The sequence below is a fragment of the Vibrio sp. OPT41 genome (genome assembly GCF_015163595.1).
GTDB lineage: Bacteria > Pseudomonadota > Gammaproteobacteria > Enterobacterales > Vibrionaceae > Vibrio > Vibrio alginolyticus.
Genome location: NZ_JADDYH010000054.1, coordinates 495,109 through 513,895, shown reverse-complemented (window position 1 = coordinate 513,895; position 18,787 = coordinate 495,109). Strand labels below are relative to the sequence as shown.

19 protein-coding genes are annotated in these 18,787 nt (G+C 44.6%); 6 read left to right on the top strand and 13 right to left on the bottom strand.

Annotated features, from left to right (window positions below; translation table 11 throughout):
* Window positions 1–13 precede the first annotated feature (13 nt).
* Window positions 14–442 carry a PaaI family thioesterase gene (locus IQP38_RS20970; RefSeq protein WP_054576022.1) on the bottom strand — a complete coding sequence of 143 codons (429 nt, stop codon included), beginning with the start codon at window positions 440–442 and terminating at the stop codon, window positions 14–16.
* Window positions 443–653: 211 nt separating this feature from the next.
* Here IQP38_RS20970 and gloA point away from each other — a divergent pair, with 211 nt between their 5' ends.
* Complete coding sequence (gene gloA / locus IQP38_RS20965; protein WP_054576023.1) at window positions 654–1,040, top strand: lactoylglutathione lyase; 387 nt, start codon at window positions 654–656, stop codon at window positions 1,038–1,040.
* An 11-nt stretch (window positions 1,041–1,051) separates the two neighbouring features.
* Entirely contained in the window at window positions 1,052–2,152 is a 1,101-nt protein-coding gene (locus IQP38_RS20960) for an alkene reductase (protein WP_193837984.1), read from the top strand.
* A gap of 117 nt (window positions 2,153–2,269) precedes the next feature.
* On the opposite strand, the gene IQP38_RS20955 is transcribed toward IQP38_RS20960, so the two are convergent.
* Window positions 2,270–2,545: a nitrogenase-stabilizing/protective protein NifW gene (locus IQP38_RS20955; RefSeq protein ID WP_033906505.1), complete on the bottom strand. Its 276-nt coding sequence runs from the start codon at window positions 2,543–2,545 to the stop codon at window positions 2,270–2,272.
* 241 nt (window positions 2,546–2,786) lie between these two features.
* Here IQP38_RS20955 and IQP38_RS20950 point away from each other — a divergent pair, with 241 nt between their 5' ends.
* A complete protein-coding gene (locus IQP38_RS20950; protein ID WP_054577841.1) occupies window positions 2,787–4,637 on the top strand; it encodes an acyltransferase family protein in 1,851 nt (616 codons plus the stop codon).
* A 79-nt stretch (window positions 4,638–4,716) separates the two neighbouring features.
* Here IQP38_RS20950 and IQP38_RS20945 read toward each other — a convergent pair whose 3' ends face one another.
* The 4 genes from IQP38_RS20945 to IQP38_RS20930 form a co-directional block, all read right to left on the bottom strand.
* Entirely contained in the window at window positions 4,717–5,187 is a 471-nt protein-coding gene (locus IQP38_RS20945; protein ID WP_005376497.1) for an RES family NAD+ phosphorylase, read from the bottom strand.
* 1 nt (window position 5,188) lies between these two features.
* A complete protein-coding gene (locus IQP38_RS20940; RefSeq protein WP_005376498.1) occupies window positions 5,189–5,641 on the bottom strand; it encodes an antitoxin Xre/MbcA/ParS toxin-binding domain-containing protein in 453 nt (150 codons plus the stop codon).
* A 174-nt stretch (window positions 5,642–5,815) separates the two neighbouring features.
* Window positions 5,816–7,990, bottom strand: a complete 2,175-nt coding sequence (gene katG / locus IQP38_RS20935) for a catalase/peroxidase HPI (protein WP_193837983.1) — start codon at window positions 7,988–7,990, stop codon at window positions 5,816–5,818.
* Between the two features lie 186 nt (window positions 7,991–8,176).
* Window positions 8,177–9,718, bottom strand: a complete 1,542-nt coding sequence (locus tag IQP38_RS20930; RefSeq protein WP_017635336.1) for a glutamate synthase-related protein — start codon at window positions 9,716–9,718, stop codon at window positions 8,177–8,179.
* Window positions 9,719–9,874: 156 nt separating this feature from the next.
* Between IQP38_RS20930 and IQP38_RS20925 the strand changes: the two genes are divergently transcribed.
* On the top strand, window positions 9,875–10,354 hold the full coding sequence (locus IQP38_RS20925) for an aminoacyl-tRNA deacylase (RefSeq protein ID WP_193837982.1): 480 nt from the start codon (window positions 9,875–9,877) through the stop codon (window positions 10,352–10,354).
* A gap of 175 nt (window positions 10,355–10,529) precedes the next feature.
* Here IQP38_RS20925 and IQP38_RS20920 read toward each other — a convergent pair whose 3' ends face one another.
* The 3 genes from IQP38_RS20920 to IQP38_RS20910 form a co-directional block, all read right to left on the bottom strand.
* Window positions 10,530–11,942 carry a coniferyl aldehyde dehydrogenase gene (locus tag IQP38_RS20920; protein WP_017635337.1) on the bottom strand — a complete coding sequence of 471 codons (1,413 nt, stop codon included), beginning with the start codon at window positions 11,940–11,942 and terminating at the stop codon, window positions 10,530–10,532.
* Window positions 11,943–12,067: 125 nt separating this feature from the next.
* The gene (locus IQP38_RS20915; RefSeq protein WP_017635338.1) at window positions 12,068–12,640 is read right to left on the bottom strand and encodes a GNAT family N-acetyltransferase; all 573 of its coding nucleotides are present in this window, start codon (window positions 12,638–12,640) and stop codon (window positions 12,068–12,070) included.
* A 104-nt stretch (window positions 12,641–12,744) separates the two neighbouring features.
* Window positions 12,745–13,203, bottom strand: a complete 459-nt coding sequence (locus IQP38_RS20910) for an NUDIX hydrolase (protein ID WP_017635339.1) — start codon at window positions 13,201–13,203, stop codon at window positions 12,745–12,747.
* A 169-nt stretch (window positions 13,204–13,372) separates the two neighbouring features.
* Here IQP38_RS20910 and IQP38_RS20905 point away from each other — a divergent pair, with 169 nt between their 5' ends.
* A complete protein-coding gene (locus IQP38_RS20905; protein ID WP_005376505.1) occupies window positions 13,373–14,278 on the top strand; it encodes a DMT family transporter in 906 nt (301 codons plus the stop codon).
* Between the two features lie 79 nt (window positions 14,279–14,357).
* On the opposite strand, the gene IQP38_RS20900 is transcribed toward IQP38_RS20905, so the two are convergent.
* Window positions 14,358–14,672 carry a DMT family transporter gene (locus IQP38_RS20900; protein WP_005376506.1) on the bottom strand — a complete coding sequence of 105 codons (315 nt, stop codon included), beginning with the start codon at window positions 14,670–14,672 and terminating at the stop codon, window positions 14,358–14,360.
* Window positions 14,673–15,066: 394 nt separating this feature from the next.
* On the opposite strand from IQP38_RS20900, the gene IQP38_RS20895 reads away from it, so the two are divergent.
* Complete coding sequence (locus IQP38_RS20895; RefSeq protein ID WP_193837981.1) at window positions 15,067–16,431, top strand: endonuclease/exonuclease/phosphatase family protein; 1,365 nt, start codon at window positions 15,067–15,069, stop codon at window positions 16,429–16,431.
* A 284-nt stretch (window positions 16,432–16,715) separates the two neighbouring features.
* Here IQP38_RS20895 and IQP38_RS20890 read toward each other — a convergent pair whose 3' ends face one another.
* The 3 genes from IQP38_RS20890 to rarD all read right to left on the bottom strand — a co-directional run bounded on the left by IQP38_RS20890 (window position 16,716) and on the right by rarD (window position 18,744).
* The gene (locus IQP38_RS20890; protein ID WP_193837980.1) at window positions 16,716–17,249 is read right to left on the bottom strand and encodes a DNA mismatch repair protein; all 534 of its coding nucleotides are present in this window, start codon (window positions 17,247–17,249) and stop codon (window positions 16,716–16,718) included.
* The gene (locus tag IQP38_RS20885; RefSeq protein WP_005376510.1) at window positions 17,243–17,629 is read right to left on the bottom strand and encodes an MAPEG family protein; all 387 of its coding nucleotides are present in this window, start codon (window positions 17,627–17,629) and stop codon (window positions 17,243–17,245) included. Before IQP38_RS20885 ends, IQP38_RS20890 begins: the two co-directional genes overlap by 7 nt.
* A 209-nt stretch (window positions 17,630–17,838) precedes the next feature.
* On the bottom strand, window positions 17,839–18,744 hold the full coding sequence (rarD, locus tag IQP38_RS20880) for an EamA family transporter RarD (RefSeq protein ID WP_031778926.1): 906 nt from the start codon (window positions 18,742–18,744) through the stop codon (window positions 17,839–17,841).
* Window positions 18,745–18,787 lie beyond the last annotated feature (43 nt).

Sequence of the window (18,787 nt, the reverse complement as noted above, 5' to 3'; positions counted from 1 at the left end):
AACACGTTTTTATTTATGCCTTTTTAGGACGAATAAACTTCCCTTTAGCCGTCACTCTAACTTCGCTATTGACCCGTAATTGAGCCACCAGTTGATATATACCGCGTCGTTCACCTTCACAGTGTGCAGTAATCGTGACTCGATCATCTAACTTAATAGGTGCATGGTAGCGCACATCCAACTGCGCCGTAAGGGCTTGAATGTCTCTAGATAACAAACAATGCGTCATTGCACCATCGAGAAGCGAACTGGCAATACCACCATGTAACAGGTCTGTGTAACCTTGATGACGCGGTAAAACGTGAAACTCTCCGACAACAGAGCCATCGGCTAGGTATTGGTAGTTCACGGCCAAAGAGTTCGGATTCACATTAATTGAAGAACAAACCGCACATTGATAATGAGATTCGTGAGTGTAATGACAGTAGCTGTTTGTGGACATGATAGTTACTCGGTTTCTCAAAAGAGTAATTAGCATATGCCAACAATTAAAAAGAAACGGCGAGTAATCTTTGTTTGCATGTTGCAGGGCCAGCAACTTCGCTTTTCATAACACTAAATAATCATTTTAATAATTAACGATAATTTCCAGTTTATTTAGAGTGGCGATATGGTTTGCATAGTGATTACGCAACGTTATGAAAAGGCGACTTATGAAGTTTCTCCACACGATGATCCGTGTAGCTGACCTAGACAAATCTATCGAATTTTATACAAAAGTTCTGGGAATGAGTGTTTTGGATCGTTTTGAAAACCAAGAATACCGTTACTCACTGGTGTTTGTTGGTAACACTGATCAACCAGATGGCGCGACCATCGAGCTAACTTATAACTGGGACACCGACAGTTACGACTTGGGTAACGCATTCGGACACATGGCACTGGGGTCTAAAGATATTTACGCCGCTTGCGAAAAAATTAAAGCGCTTGGTGGCAACGTTACTCGCGAGCCAGGTCCAATGAAAGGCGGAGAAACTCACATCGCGTTCATTAAAGATCCCGATGGTTACCAAATCGAGCTCATCCAAACTCAAAAATAACGAGGTTTCCTATGACAGACGCATTATTTCAACCCATTCAACTTGGCTCTCTCTCATTAAAAAGCCGTATCGTTATGCCTCCGATGACGCGTTCTCGTGCTTCTCAACCAGGTAATATCGCTAACGACATGATGGCGACCTACTATGCTCAACGTGCTGAAGCGGGCCTAATCGTTGCTGAAGGCACACAAATTTCGCCAATGGGTCAAGGCTATGCATGGACACCAGGCATTTACAGCCCAGAGCAAATTGCTGGCTGGAAAAAAGTAACTGATGCAGTGCACGAGAAAGGCGGCACTATCTTCGCGCAATTGTGGCACGTTGGTCGTGTGACTCACCCTGATAACATTGGCGGTGAGCAACCTATTTCTTCTTCTGCGCTAAAAGCAGAAAACGTGAAAGTATTTGTCGATAACGGCACAGACGAACCGGGCTTTGTCGACGTGGTTGAGCCACGTGAAATGACCAAACAAGACATCAAGAACGTTATTGAAGAGTACCGCCAAGCCGCACTAAACGCGATAGAAGCCGGATTCGATGGTATCGAGCTTCATGCAGCGAATGGCTACTTGGTTAACCAGTTTATCGATTCTGAAGCGAATAACCGCACCGATGAATACGGTGGCTCTATTGAAAACCGTCTGCGTTTTCTTGGTGAAGTGATAGAAGCGATGACGCAAGCCATTGGAGCTGAGCGTGTTGGTGTTCGTCTTGCGCCATTCACTTCGTTAAATGGCACCGTTGATAGTACGCCAGTCGAAACCTACACCGCCGCTGCAGCGCTGCTTGATAAACTCAATGTGGTTTACATTCACATTGCAGAAGTAGATTGGGACGACGCGCCAGACACTCCGCACAACTTTAAAACCGCAGTTCGTGAGGCGTACAAAGGTACACTGATTTATGCCGGTCGTTACAACGATGAAAAGGCGCAACACGCGATCGAAAGTGGTTTAGCTGACATGATTGGCTTTGGCCGTCCGTTTGTTGCAAACCCCGACTTACCAAGCCGCATCAAGCATGGCTATCCACTGGCAGAACATGACCCTGCCACATTGTTCGGCGGCGGTGAAAAAGGCTTAGTGGACTACCCTGCGTACCACGCGGGTTAATTCATCTACGTAAAGCTGATTCGCAACTCGCGACAAACCAATAGCGAAACCAAAAGAACCTTGCTCTTCCCCCTGTAACGCCAAGATGCAGGGTTCTTTTTAGGCAAGCCATCAGAATTAACGTCTTTGACAAGATGTACAACCTCGACACGCAGAGCGCGTCTTTTTACTGAGCAAACTGCGTTGTACTTTACAGTAAGCATTCTTTAAAGCACGACGACCTGAAAACCAATCATCCGGTTTAGTGAGGATTAAGTAGCCGTGAAACCTCTTAACCAACTCGGTTCGATTGTTTTCGATAAATCGGCTATCAAACTCGATGTCGAAGTAATTCAAAGCCTCTTCGATACAAGTAAAGCTGGCAATTTTTTCCTGAATCGTATTCTCTGTCATCGTTTCTTTAGCGTAATCATTTTCAATGAAGTCTAAGTGCCTCGCGCTTTACGTTCTTTGATTTAGCGCTTCTTAAGATCATTCTTTATGGGGTTTCCATATTGAAATTCAATTTGGGAATTCGTTAACCCACCTAGCATTTTCATTTTGACAATCACTTTAAGGCACTGATTTAAATAAACATTATTTCTGGTTCATATTTTGCTCTACTTCATTAAACGGAATGTTGGAGCAACACGATATGACTTACAGAGCAGAAGTAGACGGATTAAGGGCGATTGCTGTCACGTTGGTGATTTTGTTTCATGCAGGAGTTGAGCAATTCGCTGGTGGCTTTATTGGCGTCGACGTGTTTTTTGTGATCAGCGGCTATTTGATCACCACCATCGTGATTAACGACTTAGAAAACCAGAAGTTCAGCCTTGGTGATTTTTATGAGCGACGCATTCGTCGCATACTCCCCCTCTTACTGGTGGTGATCGCCGTCAGCTATTTGATGTCTTGGTGGCTATTTTTGCCGCAAGCACACAAAGACGTTGGTCAATTTGCAGTGTCTTCCATTCTCTCTTCATCCAACATTCTTCTGTATTTGAAAGGCCACAATTACTTCGGTTTAGAAGATCAAGCCAACCCGCTGTTCCACACATGGAGCTTGGGCGTTGAAGAACAATACTACATTGTCATTCCTTTGCTACTCATGCTACTCGCTCGTGGCAAAAACGCGTTTTACCTGACTTTTTTTATCACGGTATTTGTGCTGAGTTTGATGACTATTGTCTACGCGAGCAACGATCCTGATTTCGCTTTTTACATGATCTTCTCTCGCGCTTGGGAGCTGGCAACCGGTTCATTACTCGCATTAGTGATGAGAAAAGTCCAAGTTCAATCTAACGATACTCTAGCAACCATTGGCATCGTTTTGATATTGGCTTCCTCGCTTTTGTTTGAAAAATCGCAAGATGGCGCGGGCATTACGCTGCTGGTGCCGGTCATCGGTAGCGCGTTGGTGATTTTGTTTGCCTCTAAAGACAATGTCTGCGGTAGATTACTGAGCCTAAAGTGGGTCGTGTTCGTCGGCTTAATCAGTTACAGCTTATACTTGTGGCACATTCCATTATTTGTCTTTTACCGCTACGTGTTGGACACAACACAAGACATCAATATCCCACTTTACGTTGTCACTCTTTTTGTACTTTCTTACTTCACTTGGCGCTTTATTGAAAAGCCGTTCCGTAGCCGAAAAGCCATGAGCATGCGCACTGTGTCCGCGGTTATTGTGTTGTTGACGTTGCCCTTGCTAACGCTCGGCGTTATCGGTCATCAAAACGGTGGTTTTCCAGAAAGAAGCGCATTTTTCGAGGCCATGCGCGTTAACAACGGTTATGGTTTAGATTGCAACGGCAACACCAACGTTAACGATGTGTGCTCGTCTGCGCCGCAGCCCGCCATCGCTGTGTTAGGCAATAGTCACAGCATGGTTTACGTGAAGCGTCTATCCGAAGTAACACCAACTGGCGTGGTGCAACTTACTCAAGATTCCTGTGCGGTCGGTTATGTCGACATCCTAGAAGCTGCTGGCTCAATTTCTTGCCGACAGTTCTTCAATGAGGCTGTCGATACAATTCTAAGTACCCCTTCCATTCGTCGCGTTGTTATCTCTTCTAATTTCAATAAAGAGCTTTCACAAGCCGATTATGAAGCATCATTAACCAAATTATTGAATGAACTGAAAGGAAAGGAAGTGGTCGTTTTCGGTCCAACCCCTTCTGCACCGTTTGCGGTAGGAGAATGCCTTTGGAAAGCGCGTTTGTTTGGCGAGACAGAAGAGTCTGCCTGCGACTTTTCTCCCAAACAACATCACCCTCAAAACGTGGCGAAGTTAGTGAACTACTTTGAGCAATTTGAGCACGTTGAGTTTGTCGACTTGACCGATGCCATTTGCAGAAATGGCGTATGTCGAATGAGAGTTGGAGCAAACAATGCGATGTATACGGATGACAGCCATTTATCTTACAAAGGTGCTGAGTTGGTGCTTGGGCATTACCTCAACACTACAAATGAAGCGCAACAGTTCACTTACGACCGACAATAACCAAGGAAATAAACTTTTATGCTTCAGCGTTTATCTCAGGTAAGCGCTGAATGCTTTAAAGCAAGACAAAGCTAGGCGTCTATTTGAAAATGCGCGGATCAAACGCGAAATCGAGCTTTTCGGCTTTCTTGATGATCTCTTTCATTTTGGGATGATTTGGATTCACCACGTAGTTTTTATCACGAGGTGAAATCGTTGAAGGCACTTGCAGCGCGGCAAACTCTGGATGAGGATCATTGAGAAACTGATCACCAATGTACTGCGTAGACTCGCTCGCCGGTATTGCTCGCCACGTCACAGGGAGATCTTCTTCATCTAAGGTGGCGATGAGGTATTCTGGCATTTCAATACGATATAAATCGTAAAGTTTGGTGATAGCAGGATCGTTGTTTACGTGAACAAACACTTCCAACGAGCAAAGGGATTCCGATTCAGAGAAGTAGAGGGCTTCGGTTCCTTTTGAGTTCCATCGCCCTCCAAATAACTTTGCGCCAACGGGGCTGAATGGCGTGTCAGCAAATTTCTTTTGTGTGAGACGATAGAGCTTCATATTACGAGAATACCCCGTGCTCTAAACGGCCGATCAAATCTTTTACGATTTCAAAATCCACCGTGGTCGAGACCATATCAAGTGGACGTTTTCCACCTAAGCCATACACATTCTCTCTCATCCATTTTAACGCGCGCTCTTCGTCGTCAAACAGTTCTGTCGCGAGTTTCAATAACATCGCTAATCGATAGATTGCATCACTTTCTTGCGTATTGAAGCGTTCATCGTTTTTTAGACGACGCTTGACCGTGCTGACAGGTATCAATGTGACGTTTTGAAACTCACTCTGAGAAAGCTTCACACGCTCAACAATATTGCGATACACCTTTGGCTCAAAGCCTTTGTGAACCGCATCAGTGCGACCTGTTTCAGCGTCTTCAATACCCAACATAAACCAGAAATTGGCTTTATGAGGTTGTTTCGGTTTGAAGCTTTTTAATGCTGCAGTTGCCATATCAAGCTCCTGTGGTTCATATGGTCCAGTTATTATGGTTCAAATGAGCTTAATTTTCAATCAAAGTAACAATCAAAGTAAAAAGATAGGTAAAGAAAAAGGCGAGCTTTTCGCCCGCCTCTCTTACTTATTCATCAACTTTGTTTACGCATCTATCGATGAACATCGTTTCACTTATTGCAAGTCAAAACGATCCGCGTTCATGACTTTCGTCCATGCGGCGATGAAGTCATGGATGAATTTTTCCTGATTATCATCTTGCGCATACACTTCCGCATACGAACGCAGGATCGAGTTTGAACCAAAGACAAGATCCACTCGAGTAGCCGTCCACTTCACAGCGTCGGTTTTACGATCACGGATTTCATATTGATTAGCACTCACTGGTTTCCACGTATATGCCATGTCAGTAAGGTTCACGAAGAAATCATTCGACAAAGTGCCGACTCGCTCAGTAAATACGCCCTCTTTTCCACCGCCGTAGTTACTGCCTAGAACGCGCATACCACCGATAAGTACCGTCATTTCTGGCGCCGTTAGCCCCATAAGCTGAGCACGATCTAATAAAAGCTCTTCTGGCATAACCGCGTAGTCTTTCTTCAACCAATTTCGGAAACCGTCAGCAACAGGCTCAAGTACTTCGAACGATTCCACATCCGTCATCTCTTGGGTGGCATCACCTCGGCCTGGCGCGAATGGCACGGAAACATCATGACCTGCGGCACGCGCAGCCAGCTCAATACCTACGTTCCCAGCAATCACGATAGCGTCTGCAACACTACAGCCCTCTTCTGCTGCTATTTTTTCTAGCACAGCAAGAACACGGCTTAGACGTTCAGGTTCGTTCCCTTGCCAATCTTTTTGCGGAGCCAAGCGAATTCTCGCGCCATTTGCACCTCCTCGACGGTCAGAGCCACGGTAAGTACGCGCGCTATCCCACGCCGTACTGACTAACTCACTAATGGATAGGCCACTTGCTTCAATTTTTGTTTTCACTAAATCGACATCGTAGTCTGTCTTACCTGCGGGCGTTGGGTCTTGCCAAATAAGATCTTCGCTTGGCACATCTGGGCCGAAATAACATGATTTTGGTCCTAGATCGCGGTGTGTCAACTTAAACCAGGCACGAGCAAAAACGTCATCAAAGTACGCAGGGTCATTTTGGAACTTTTCTGCAATCTTACGATATTCAGGGTCCATTTTGAGCGCCATATCGGCGTCGGTCATGATTGGATTGTAGCGCTTAGAACCGTCTTCAACATCGACAGGCTTGTCTTGTTCTTCAATGTCGATTGGCTCCCATTGCCATGCGCCGGCTGGGCTCTTTTTCAGTTCCCAGTCATACTTAAATAGTAGGTGGAAGTATCCGTAATCCCATTGTGTAGGGTTTGTTGTCCAAGCACCTTCAATACCACTCGTTACCGCGTCACGGCCAATACCACGTGTTTTGTGATTAATCCAGCCAAGACCTTGCTCATGAACGTCTGCTGCTTCGGGCTCTGGGCCAAGGTTTGCGGCATCACCATTACCATGACACTTACCCACCGTGTGACCACCAGCTGTGAGCGCGACGGTTTCTTCATCGTTCATTGCCATTCGCGCAAAGGTCACTCGCATGTCATGTGCTGTTTTGAGAGGATCTGGGTTACCGTCTACCCCTTCAGGGTTCACATAGATAAGACCCATCATTACCGCAGCAAGCGGGTTTTCTAAATCTCGCTCACCAGAGTAGCGGCTGTTATCAGCGTCACTTGTGGCTAACCATTCTTGCTCAGAGCCCCAGTAAGTGTCTTTTTCTGGGTGCCAGATGTCCTCTCGTCCAAACGCAAAGCCAAAGGTCTTAAAGCCCATGGATTCGTACGCCATGTTACCGGCAAGGACAATCAGGTCTGCCCAACTTAGTTTGTTGCCATATTTTTTCTTGATTGGCCATAAAAGGCGTCGAGCCTTATCCAGGTTGGCGTTATCTGGCCAAGAGTTGAGAGGAGCAAAGCGTTGGTTGCCTGTAGCAGCACCGCCACGGCCATCCGCAATACGATAACTGCCCGCTGCATGCCATGCCATTCGGATCATTAAACCACCGTAGTGTCCCCAGTCGGCAGGCCACCAGTCTTGGCTATCAGTCATTAAATCTTTTAAATCTTTTTTAAGTGCTTCGACATCTAGCTTTTTCAGTTCTTCTTTGTAATTAAAGTCCTGGCCAAATGGGTTGGTTTTGGAGTCGTGTTGATGCAGGATGTCTAAGTTCAAGGCATTCGGCCACCAATCCATCACCGACTTATCTGTAGATGTTTGCCCACCATGCATAACTGGACATTTACCTACCGAACCGCCGTTTGCTTTGCTCATATAATGCTCCTTCGTGTCGTGGTTGTGGTAACCACTCTTTGTTATTCAATAAATCGAATATCCACCTCAAACAGCGTAGTTCATACACTGTTTTTTTAGTTAACGCCAAGTCAAAATTTCAAACATTTCAGCGAATAAATAATTGTTATCAAACATGTACCTATATGCAGAAAATATGGATAGAGATCAGTTTAAGTCCATACCTGAATACTTAATCCCAGACAGCCTCGCCATGTTGTGATCCCAGGTCGCTAAATCATGATGACTAAATTCATTCAGAGCGTGATGACCACACGCCCTCGCCATGACTTTCATGAGCTCGACCGAGGATTCGAAGAAATTTTTCAGTTGCTGGGATGACTTTTCAACGTCGAGACGCTGCCTCAAATCGGCATTTTGTGTCGCAATGCCTGCCGGGCAATTATTGGTGTTGCAGATGCGAGCCGCGACACAACCGATCGATTGCATCGCACTGTTTGCTATCGCTACTCCGTCTGCTCCAAGTGCCAACGCTTTGACAAAATCCGTAGGAACTCGCAACCCACCGGTGATGATTAATGTGACGCGGTCACTTACGCCTTTTTCATCTAAGTACTTACGTGCACGAGCTAATGCAGGGATGGTGGGAACACTAATATGATCACGGAACATAGTTGGCGCCGCACCCGTGCCACCACCGCGACCATCTAAGATGATATAATCAGCCCCAGCATCAAGCGCAAACTGAATGTCTTGCTCAATATGGTTGGCACTGAGTTTAAATCCAATTGGAATACCGCCTGTGATGCCACGAACTCTGTCAGCAAACTTTCTGAAATCGTGAGTAGTGTGAAGATCTTTGAACGTTGGTGGTGATATCGCTGGTTGTCCTTCGGGGATGCCTCTCACCTGAGAGATCTTACCTACATTTTTATTTGCAGGCAGATGACCACCCGTGCCCGTTTTTGCTCCTTGCCCACCTTTAAAGTGAAACGCCTGAACATTAAGAAGCTTAGATTCGTCGTAGCCAAATTGAGCACTAGCAAGCTCATAGAAATACCGTGAATTAGCGGCTTGTTCTTCCGGTAACATGCCACCCTCACCAGAGCAAATCCCAGTCCCTGCCCACTCTGCACCTTTTGCTAGTGCAATTTTCGCCTCTTCAGAAAGTGCGCCAAAACTCATGTCCGACACCAACAAAGGAATGGCGAGTCTGAGCGGCTTACGCGCGTTTGGTCCCACAATCAACTCGGTAGACACAGGAACGTCTTCCAACAACGGTTGTGTCGCCATTTGCGCCACCATGATTTGTATAGCATCCCAATGTGGTAGCAAATGCCTAGGAACCCCCATTGCAGCCATCGGACCATGATGACCGAGTTTAGAGAGTCCTTCTCTCGCTAATTGGTGGATAAACTCGAGGGTTGGTTCTTCTTGAGTAGCAGACGCCGTTGGTTTGTCTCTTTTCTCTCGCTTTTGTTCCGGTCCCTCTTTACCGACTTGCTCTGCGGTAAATCGCTTGTGTGTACCATCACAAAAAGGAGCATTGGCGGTATGCTTACATTGGCAGAGATAGGCATCTTCGTCTTTTTCCGCACTAAAGCTCATTGGCTTTAAGCCGGTTCCCGAATGAGACCCATCGCAGTAAGGTTGATTTTTAGAACGCCCACATCGGCAGAAGTAATATTCTTGCCCAGCTTTCAACTCTACTTTGATCGGCTTGTTATCAGCGATGATTGGCTTGCTCATGTTGCCCCCTATTTATTATTGTTAACCATGCTTTCTCGCTGGCTTGCAATAAGCGTAGAACAGGAGCGTAAAGAGCGTCAGTGTCGCCGAGTAAAATGCGCGATTGTCGCCCGACTAACCTATACTTTTTATGGGTCTCATACACGTGGAGGCTATATGACGATTGCAACCCGATTAGATGAATATTTGACTGAGCATAACATTCACTTTCAAACCGTGAATCACAGCCACAGTCATAGCTCGCTACAAAGTGGTGTTACAGCAGGTGTGCCTTTAATGAATATCGCAAAAGGTGTGATTCTAGAGGATCATGAAGGGCGTCATATGATGGCGGTCTTACCTGCCAACAACAAAATCAGTTTGTCGAGATTAAACGACGAATTTAATGCCACCTTCCACTTGGTGAAAGAGCGTATGGTTTACCGACTCTTCACCGATTGTGAACACGGCGCTATTCCACCGATTGGTAGCCCTTACCACATGTCGACAGTTTGCGATGAAAGACTAGCAAACTTGGAACATGTCTACCTTGAAGCTGGCGATCATGAAACTCTGATTAAGCTGGACCGAAAGGCGTTTAAAGAACTGATGAACGACTGTAGATATCTAAGATTCAGCAGTGAAGTTCTGCATTAAACTTGCCAAGATCTCTCGACACTTCCTGAACAAGGCTCTATCAACAAGAGCCTTTCTTTGTTTTGTTGGTAGCACGCGATGGAAGTTTCTCGGACTTTGGTGCCCAGCGTTTCAGAGCATATAGAAACAAAAAACCGCCTATTCGGGCGGTTTTTTATCAATCAAATCATAATTATTATCGAACAAAGATCTTTTGGATCGCTTTTATCGCCATAGCCCTACGGCGCATTAATACGCTCGTTCTTGGCAACCATTTCGGTGTGTGAAGAATGGTTTTCGCATGACTAAAAGTTCTGAATCCTTCCTCTCCGTGATAATGCCCAATACCCGATTCACCAACGCCACCAAAAGGCGCATCTTCAGCGCCAACATGTAAAACCGTATCATTAACGCCGACGCCACCACTGTGGGTGTTGCGTACAATATGTTTGATAGTCGATTTGTCGTCCGACATAACATACAGCGCAAGTGGTCTTTGGTGCTGATTAATGTAGTCAATCGCTTCATCAACGGCATTGTAGGGCTTAACAGGTAGAAATGGCCCGAAGATCTCCTCTTGCATGATTCGCATATTCGGCGACACATCCGTGACCAAATGAGGATACAGAAGTCGTTCCTCTTGGGGCGACGCCTCAACAGTGTGAAGGTTAGCACCTTGCGCTTTTGCATCCTCAAGTAGCGCAGTCAAACGATCATATTGTCGTTGGTTGACAATATGGGTCAGCTTTTGATTCTTGTTGGATTTTAAATAGAGCTTTTCAAAACGTTTTAAGAATAGCGAAATGAACTCTTCGACACGTTCTTGCGGTACAAATGCGTAGTCAGGCGCGACACAAATCTGGCCTGCATTAATGCATTTACCAAACAAGATAGCATCAACGGCTTTCTTCATGTCTGCATCTTTTGCAATGATCACCGGGGACTTTCCACCCAACTCTAACGTCACCGGGGTAAGGTTTTCCGCTGCCGCTTTTGCCACTGCGCGACCAACACTCGTAGAACCCGTGAACAAAAGGTGAGCGAATGGCAGTTGGCTGAATGCTTGTGCGACGTCTGCTTCACCCTCAAAAACTTCGACATACTCAGACAACCCACGGCAAATATCGACGATGACTTTATTGGTTTTTGGCGTAAATTCGCTGAGCTTCATCATCACGCGGTTGCCAGCAGCCAATGCTGTCACTAAAGGCGCAAGGCTCAAAATCACAGGAAAGTTCCACGGTGAAATGATCCCGACGACACCTAACGGTTGATACTGAACGGTGACTTTAGAAGGTGCGAGCAATAAGCCGGATTCGCGCTTGCTGGGTTTGCACCATTTTTTTAGTCGTTTGAGGGTATAATTAATATGCGAGACCGTTGGCAAAACGTCGGTCATAGCGGTATCAAATTCTGAGCGATAGCCAAAATCGTCACTTAACGCTTCAACCAGAGCTTGTTTGTTCTCAAGCAGCGATTTTTTTAACAAAACGAGGCGCTGTTTACGTTCATCTAAACTAGGATAAGGCTCGGCTGCATATGCCGCTTTTAAGCGTTCGAGGCTTTGCTGTAACAAGTTATCTACTTCAACCTCTGTGATTGCGTTCATGATGCTTCTCCTAGCCTAGTTTCTACCAATGACGCCCCAAGTTAACACGAGCGCAACAATGTTACTATTGTAGCGCTCGTGAAGTTAGAGTTCGAACTCTGATTAAAATATCTCTAGGGTGGATACTACGTCAAACGTAGTTCATAAATGCCTAGTCGTTGAGAGCGGTCAAGCATATCGAACTCATGATCAACGTATTCTTTTAATGTGGCGCCTGCACGCTCAGCAATATTGATGCTAGCGATGTTATCTTCCATACAATGGAACTGAATGAATTGTGCGTGCCCTTTCTTCTTCAAGAAAGGGATCAATACTGCGAGTACTTGATCAATCACACGATGGCCTCGCCCATTGTTAGCAAGCCAGTAGCCAATTTCAGTAACACGTGTATGTGAATCCACACCTTTAATGCCAATAACACCCGTAAGCTGCTCATCAAAATAAATTGCACACCAGTGGGAATCCAGCGCGTTACTGTTCACTCGCTGGGAAATGTAGTTCACGGCCTCTCGATGATTCGTGACAGAATCCGTCCAAGGTAGATAGCCCTCAAGGCTCTCTCGGTGAGTGTTCACAACCTCTAGTAAAGCGGACGCGTGTTTCGTATTAAGGGGCTCAATTGAGATCCTTTGCGAGACGGAAAAACGCTTCTGTAAGTGATTTCCTTGATACGTCTCTTGGCATGTGACTTCATCCATAGATGTTATTCCTTTTTATTGTGAACGCTCAGCGCAAATCCTAACGCTTCATTTTATGAGAACAAACCTCTCTATAAAAACTAATCAAAGCCGTTGCCGTTCATTTAGCCCTTTTGATCGATCAGCGTAAATGGCGTTAGTGATGCCACATCTACATAATGCTTCCATACATGTTCATAGAGGTGATGCTGATTGGCAAACGGAGCCAGCTGCTTAGCTTCTTCAATCGTACACCAGCGATACTCTGTATGCTCTTCGTTAAGAACAACTGATTGGTTAGGCGGACAAAATAGCACAAAACATGGGATAACCATGATACGGTTATTTTTTGCTTCGTAGAACTGCTCTAGAAAGTCTGCTGTATGTAACTCAACTTGGTCAATTAGTGTCTCTTCTTTTAACTCTCTTAAAATGGTTTGCCACCCGGCTTCACCCGCTTCGATACCACCTGCAACATGGCACCAATAGCCACCTTTTACGCGTTTGAGTAACAGCATTTTTTCTATGCCATCAATTTTTGAAATGACAACGCCTGAAACATGCGTTGCTTTTATCGGGATCATGTAAGCTCCTTAAATATCGAGTTTTTATTGTTACGCTGAAGAGAGGCAGATTAATTGCTACGTATTCTACTGTTTATTCATCTTGTCGACAGAAGTGTTTGAGTTGAGAGGATTTAATCGCTAACTAAGTATGCTAAAGTGAGATCTGTCGCAACAAATGAGCAGTAAAATGTCCAATTCATTCAACACTATGATTCCCATCGGTGTGCGCTTTATGGTGCTTTCCGCGTTCGGCTTTGCTCTGATGTCGGCTACAGTAAAGCACGTCGGCAACTACGGTATCCCCGTTTTTGAAATCGTTGCAGCAAGAGCGCTCGTTTCACTTATCATTAGTTATTTCGATGTAAAGCGAAAACGAATTTCTGTATGGGGCAATAATAAGCCATTACTATTTGCACGCGGTGCTGTGGGCACGATGGCTCTGATGTGTGTATATTATTCAGTGACCACCTTACCTTTGGCAGAAGCGACGATATTCCAGTATATTCATCCGGTATTTACTGCACTACTCGCCGTATTTTTCTTGAAAGAGCGCATCCAGCCGTCAACTTTCCTTTGTATTGCGTTGTGCTTACTCGGCATCTATATCATGGTAAGCCCAGAAACTGGGCAAGGCTCAGATAGCGCTTTACCAATGTTTAGCGTCATGATTGCGATCTTAGGCGCATTTGGTAGCTCAATTGCCTACGTCATTGTCAGAAAACTGAGTCAGACAGAAGACAGCTCAGTGATCATTTTCTATTTCCCGTTGGTTGCTCTCCCCGCTTCACTCTTACTGATTGGCGACGATTTTGTAATGCCCGATCTATATCTGACTTTCATGTTGGTTCTAGTTGGTGTCTTTACCCAAATTGGACAATTGGGTTTAACCAAAGCGATGCAAACTCAACAAGCGGGTAAAGCCTCCGCTTATTCGTATATCCAGATCGTATTTTCTGTGTTGTTGGGCATCATTTTCTTTGGCGAGGTTCCGATCATTTGGACGTACGTCGGTGGCGGTCTGATTGTTACAGGCGCATTAATTAATGCGTTTGGTCATCACTTACGGTTACCTTTTATTAAGCGCAACGCTTGATATACCTCGCCAGAACCGTAAACACGACATTTAGAAAAACAGCCAGAGTGACTCTGGCTGTTTTGTGTTTAGCCTAACGTTAAGCTGATATTTTTAACCCTGCGATACCAGCGACAATCATTAGCAAGCTTAAGGCTTTGATAAGTGTTGCTGGCTCATTGAACAGATAAATACTCACGACTGCCGTGCCTATTGCGCCAATCCCTACCCATACTCCATAAGCAATGCCTAAAGGCAAGGTTCTTAACGCAATGCCAAGCAACCAAAAGCTCAATAACATAAAGACAATAGTGAATGCCGAAGCACCGAATTTGGTAAACCCTTGTGAATATTTAAGACCGACAGCCCATGCGATTTCACACAGGCCCGCAATGAAGAGAATTCCCCAAGCCATGTCACATTTCCCAACGAGATGGGGTCGTCCCCGAGAAAAGATAGAGCGGTGAGGTCGTCCTCACTTCTGATTGACTGCTTATTATATACAGAAATTTAAACATAAAAAATAAAACACGGCGATAAGCATACAACTCAAACATCTCATGTACGCTTAAATTCTACGCTTTTCTTTTTAACGGTGGCGGACTCTCTATTTCGCATCAATAACGACACCGTTTTTTAACAATTTACATATAACCTTCTGGTGTTGAAAGTGTTGCATTTATTGCACAAATCACACAAAAACTAATTGAACATGTAAATATGAAAACGTTTGTGTGACTAATATCGCTTAAAACAATGACTGATGACTTTAATATTCAGCCGAATTAATTATAAGGTATGACGTACCCATGAAAGCAATCAAAACCTCTATCGCTGTCCTTGTTGGCGCCGCTCTACTATCTGGATGTAATGACGATACTGAATACGTCAATGTTCAGCCTAAAGAAGTAAAAATAGCGACTTACAACCTCTCTTTTGACCGCGCTACCTTCGAAACTTTGGTAGATGAAATGCAAATTGAACCAACGCAGCAAGCTGCGTTGGTCACCTCTTATTTAGACGGTTCAATCGCAGCCGAAGACAAAACCACTGCGGAAAAAGTCATTCAAATTCGTAACGTTGCAGCAATCATTCAAAAGAATCGTCCTGATGTTCTCATGATGGCGGAATACAACAACGATGGAACAGGTGAAAACAAAGCAGCCATTGAAGGATTCCAGAAGAACTACTTGTCTGTCGCGCAAAGCATCAATGGCGCGGGCGGTGAAGCAAACCTTGAGCCTATTGAATACCCTTATGCTGAATCTTACTCAACTAATACAGGGTTGTTGAGTGAGTTTGATCTCGACAACAACGGAACCGCAGGTCAAATGCCAGGTGATGCATGGGGCTTTGGCATGTACCATGGTCAATATGCATTTGCCCTTATGTCTAAGTATAAAATTGACACGGCAAACACACGTACATTCCAAGCATTTAAATGGAAAGATATGGAAGGTGCGACAATTCCAACCATTACTATCTGTGACGGTTCGCAAAAGATTCCAGACGGCATGAAGTGTGGTGATGAATGGTACTCAGCGGAAGAGTGGGATCAAGTGCGTCTATCTTCGAAAAATCACGTCGACGCGCCAATCATCATTCCAACACGCAATGGCGAGGAAGTTGTACACTTGTTGATGTCTCATCCTACTCCACCAGTATTCGACACCGGTAAAAACAAAGCGCAAAACGCAGCAGAAGTGGAGTTTTGGCATCATTACATTCAAGGCAAAGACTATTTTTACGACGATGCGGGTAAAACAGGTGGCTTAACGAACGGCGCTAAATTCGTAATGATGGGTGATCAAAACCTTGATCCAGTGGCTGGTGACGGTATTAGCTCTGTAATGCAAGAGCTGCACAACGATCCATTGGTTAACCAAACCGTGATGAATGGTGAGCTTTACCCAACAAGCTTTGGTGCAGCTGAACACGCTGTTGACCGCAGTTCAACTCACCCATATCCGAATCGCATCACTTCAACGTTTGGCTTAGGGGTAGACTATGCCTTGCCTTCAGCAAATTTGAATGTAATAGACTCTGGTGTGTACTGGTCAGCGTCTTATGAAGAAGGCCGTAAACTATTTAACGATGCACGTATCGGTAAGTATGGTGATGGTAAGGATGTATCTTCCGACCATCGCATGATCTGGATTAAAGCACAGTTCTAGACTGCATAAAAAAAAGCCAACCACAAGGAGTCGTGATTGGCTGTATATATTTGTGAACAAGATGGTTCACTAACAACGTCAGTTGGCTAGGTGACCCTCGGCTTAGAAAGGGTCACTCATACTAAAGCATGAGCCGTGCCAACTTTTCAGTGCACAAAAACAGGTTGTTATTTAATCACTTTCATTAAAACTTAACCAATAGCTACTGTTTGCTCACCGAATAAATTGCAATTTGCAAACTACCATTGGCATTTCGCAATAAACCTGATCTTTAGCTCTTGCTTTTATTGCTTCCTAGCTAAGTCGCGTGCAAGGATTAACGCAAGTCCGAATACTTGCAAGAAGAGTCCGATATTCTTGTACCAAGCGATCTTTTCATCCTGCTTTGCCATTACCTCATTGAGCTCTACATTCTCAATGTAGTAATTATCGATGCGGTCTCTATACGAAGCTTGTGCCTGATTTATCTTTGACATCAGTTGAGGAAGTTGATCAATTTTTATTTCATCCGACTCGTTGAGAACCCAAGAAGATAAATGCCCTGCTAATACCTCTTCTAGCTCTAAAGGTATCGCTACGCTCTGACTTATGTGCACATGCAGCAGTAAAGCTTCTCTTTTCCTTTCTAGGGTTTCCACACTGTTCCATGCGAGTTGGATGGAATACAAGTTTTCTGCTGTTTGCTCTGCGAGCTGCGAGTGCTGTTTACCCAACTTATCAAGGACTAAGCTAGTAACGATGATCGCGCCAATATTCAGTACTAATCCAATCAGAACGAGTATCCAAGGTGGTGGAATGTAACGTCGCAGACTTACCATAACTTATCGTATGGCAGGTAAATCATATTTAACACAACCAATGAAAGTATCACCAGAAATGTCACCTGCATCCCTCTAATGCGCTTTTTCAAGTCTTTTTTCAATATGCCTTTAGCATGAATAACTCGACCAATTACAAAAATAATACCGGTGAGATGTATCCATGTTGGGTAAGCACTATTAAATTCTAAAAGTGCCATTAAAATCAGGGTGATGGGGATATATTCTGTCGCATTACTCTGGGCACTACGAGCAATTTGTAGAGCCTCTACCCCACCATCGGCATAAGCAATTTGATTTAAGCGACGTTGCTTAATTACTTGAACAGCCAACCAAATAATGAGTATTGCGAGAATGTTGGCATACAGAGCTGTGATCATATGTCGTCCTTCTTGATCTGGTTTTCACTTATATAAGCGTGTCACTTGGCTATAACTATAGCGGTATCATTATGATAATGCGTCAAATAATCTCAAGTTATGATTTCTATTCGGGCAAAAAACGAAAGCCAATGCTTTATGGTATTAAAAATGCCCTCGAATGGAGGGCATAAGAATAAAGAAGCTAATATGTGAGAATATTGAAACCACTATAAGGGGTGTTTGACTAGCTTTTTGCGCCGATGCCCTTTGATAATACTTTCAAAAATTGTGAACAACAGCCCTACCCAAATAAATGCAAAGGTCACCGCTTTCACTTCGTCAAACAACTCGCCAAAAAACATAACTGCCAACACAAACTGCAAGCTTGGCTCGATGTATTGCATTAGACCGACGGTTGATAAATTAGTTATACGTATTGCGATAGAATAAAATACGAGTGGTAAAAGTGTGATAGGTGCACTGCCAAAATACAAAAGCAATGTTGTGGTATCTGTGCCCGAAGCCAGTTCACCAGTTGCCCATTGTTTATAGAGCAAATAGGCGAGTGCAACTGGAGTCAGTAACAACGCCTCAACAAACAAGGTTGTACTCCAGTCATAATTTATCTTCTTCTTGTACAGCCCATACAAAGCAAAGAACAACCCCATCGTTAGTGCGATAACGGGTAGCTGACCATAGTGAATCACTTGATACATAACACCAATTGTTGCCAACACTATTGCAATAAGTTTGCCTTTTGAGAGCCTATCCCCAAGAATAAATACGCCCAGCGCAACAGATACTAATGGTCCAATAAAGAAGCCTAAGCTGGCATCGATGACCCGATGATGGGTCAAAGCCCAAGTGAACGCACTCCAAGAAATACACATCAAACTGCTCGCCACAAACGTGTACCACAAGGATTTTTTATCAAGCCAGATTTCTTTCCAATTCAGCCCTCGACGGGTTATCCCAAGTACAATTAGAAACCCGACAGGTACAGACCCAATGATTCGCCATGCTAGCAACTCATCCATAGAAGCATTCGGTAAATAACGATAATAAATTGGTAGCAATCCCCAGATCACAAAGGAGAATGCTGCCATAAAAGTGCCATAACGAGTGTTATTCATAAAACTATCGCCCATCTAAACGACCAATTTGGCGTAAGTAAAC

What these genes read in the sequence shown, in the direction of transcription:
- IQP38_RS20930 (WP_017635336.1), bottom strand. Translation starts at nt 9,718, where the DNA reads ATGAGCAAGCCAATCATCGCTGATAACAAGCCGATCAAAGTAGAGTTG.
- IQP38_RS20910 (WP_017635339.1), bottom strand. Translation starts at nt 13,203, where the DNA reads ATGATCCCGATAAAAGCAACGCATGTTTCAGGCGTTGTCATTTCAAAA.
- IQP38_RS20905 (WP_005376505.1), top strand. Translation starts at nt 13,373, where the DNA reads ATGTCCAATTCATTCAACACTATGATTCCCATCGGTGTGCGCTTTATG.
- IQP38_RS20960 (WP_193837984.1), top strand. Translation starts at nt 1,052, where the DNA reads ATGACAGACGCATTATTTCAACCCATTCAACTTGGCTCTCTCTCATTA.
- IQP38_RS20895 (WP_193837981.1), top strand. Translation starts at nt 15,067, where the DNA reads ATGAAAGCAATCAAAACCTCTATCGCTGTCCTTGTTGGCGCCGCTCTA.
- IQP38_RS20920 (WP_017635337.1), bottom strand. Translation starts at nt 11,942, where the DNA reads ATGAACGCAATCACAGAGGTTGAAGTAGATAACTTGTTACAGCAAAGC.
- IQP38_RS20945 (WP_005376497.1), bottom strand. Translation starts at nt 5,187, where the DNA reads ATGAAGCTCTATCGTCTCACACAAAAGAAATTTGCTGACACGCCATTC.
- gloA (WP_054576023.1), top strand. Translation starts at nt 654, where the DNA reads ATGAAGTTTCTCCACACGATGATCCGTGTAGCTGACCTAGACAAATCT.
- IQP38_RS20885 (WP_005376510.1), bottom strand. Translation starts at nt 17,629, where the DNA reads ATGATCACAGCTCTGTATGCCAACATTCTCGCAATACTCATTATTTGG.
- IQP38_RS20890 (WP_193837980.1), bottom strand. Translation starts at nt 17,249, where the DNA reads ATGGTAAGTCTGCGACGTTACATTCCACCACCTTGGATACTCGTTCTG.
- IQP38_RS20955 (WP_033906505.1), bottom strand. Translation starts at nt 2,545, where the DNA reads ATGACAGAGAATACGATTCAGGAAAAAATTGCCAGCTTTACTTGTATC.
- rarD (WP_031778926.1), bottom strand. Translation starts at nt 18,744, where the DNA reads ATGAATAACACTCGTTATGGCACTTTTATGGCAGCATTCTCCTTTGTG.
- IQP38_RS20950 (WP_054577841.1), top strand. Translation starts at nt 2,787, where the DNA reads ATGACTTACAGAGCAGAAGTAGACGGATTAAGGGCGATTGCTGTCACG.
- IQP38_RS20900 (WP_005376506.1), bottom strand. Translation starts at nt 14,672, where the DNA reads ATGGCTTGGGGAATTCTCTTCATTGCGGGCCTGTGTGAAATCGCATGG.
- IQP38_RS20940 (WP_005376498.1), bottom strand. Translation starts at nt 5,641, where the DNA reads ATGGCAACTGCAGCATTAAAAAGCTTCAAACCGAAACAACCTCATAAA.
- IQP38_RS20915 (WP_017635338.1), bottom strand. Translation starts at nt 12,640, where the DNA reads ATGGATGAAGTCACATGCCAAGAGACGTATCAAGGAAATCACTTACAG.
- IQP38_RS20970 (WP_054576022.1), bottom strand. Translation starts at nt 442, where the DNA reads ATGTCCACAAACAGCTACTGTCATTACACTCACGAATCTCATTATCAA.
- IQP38_RS20925 (WP_193837982.1), top strand. Translation starts at nt 9,875, where the DNA reads ATGACGATTGCAACCCGATTAGATGAATATTTGACTGAGCATAACATT.
- katG (WP_193837983.1), bottom strand. Translation starts at nt 7,990, where the DNA reads ATGAGCAAAGCAAACGGCGGTTCGGTAGGTAAATGTCCAGTTATGCAT.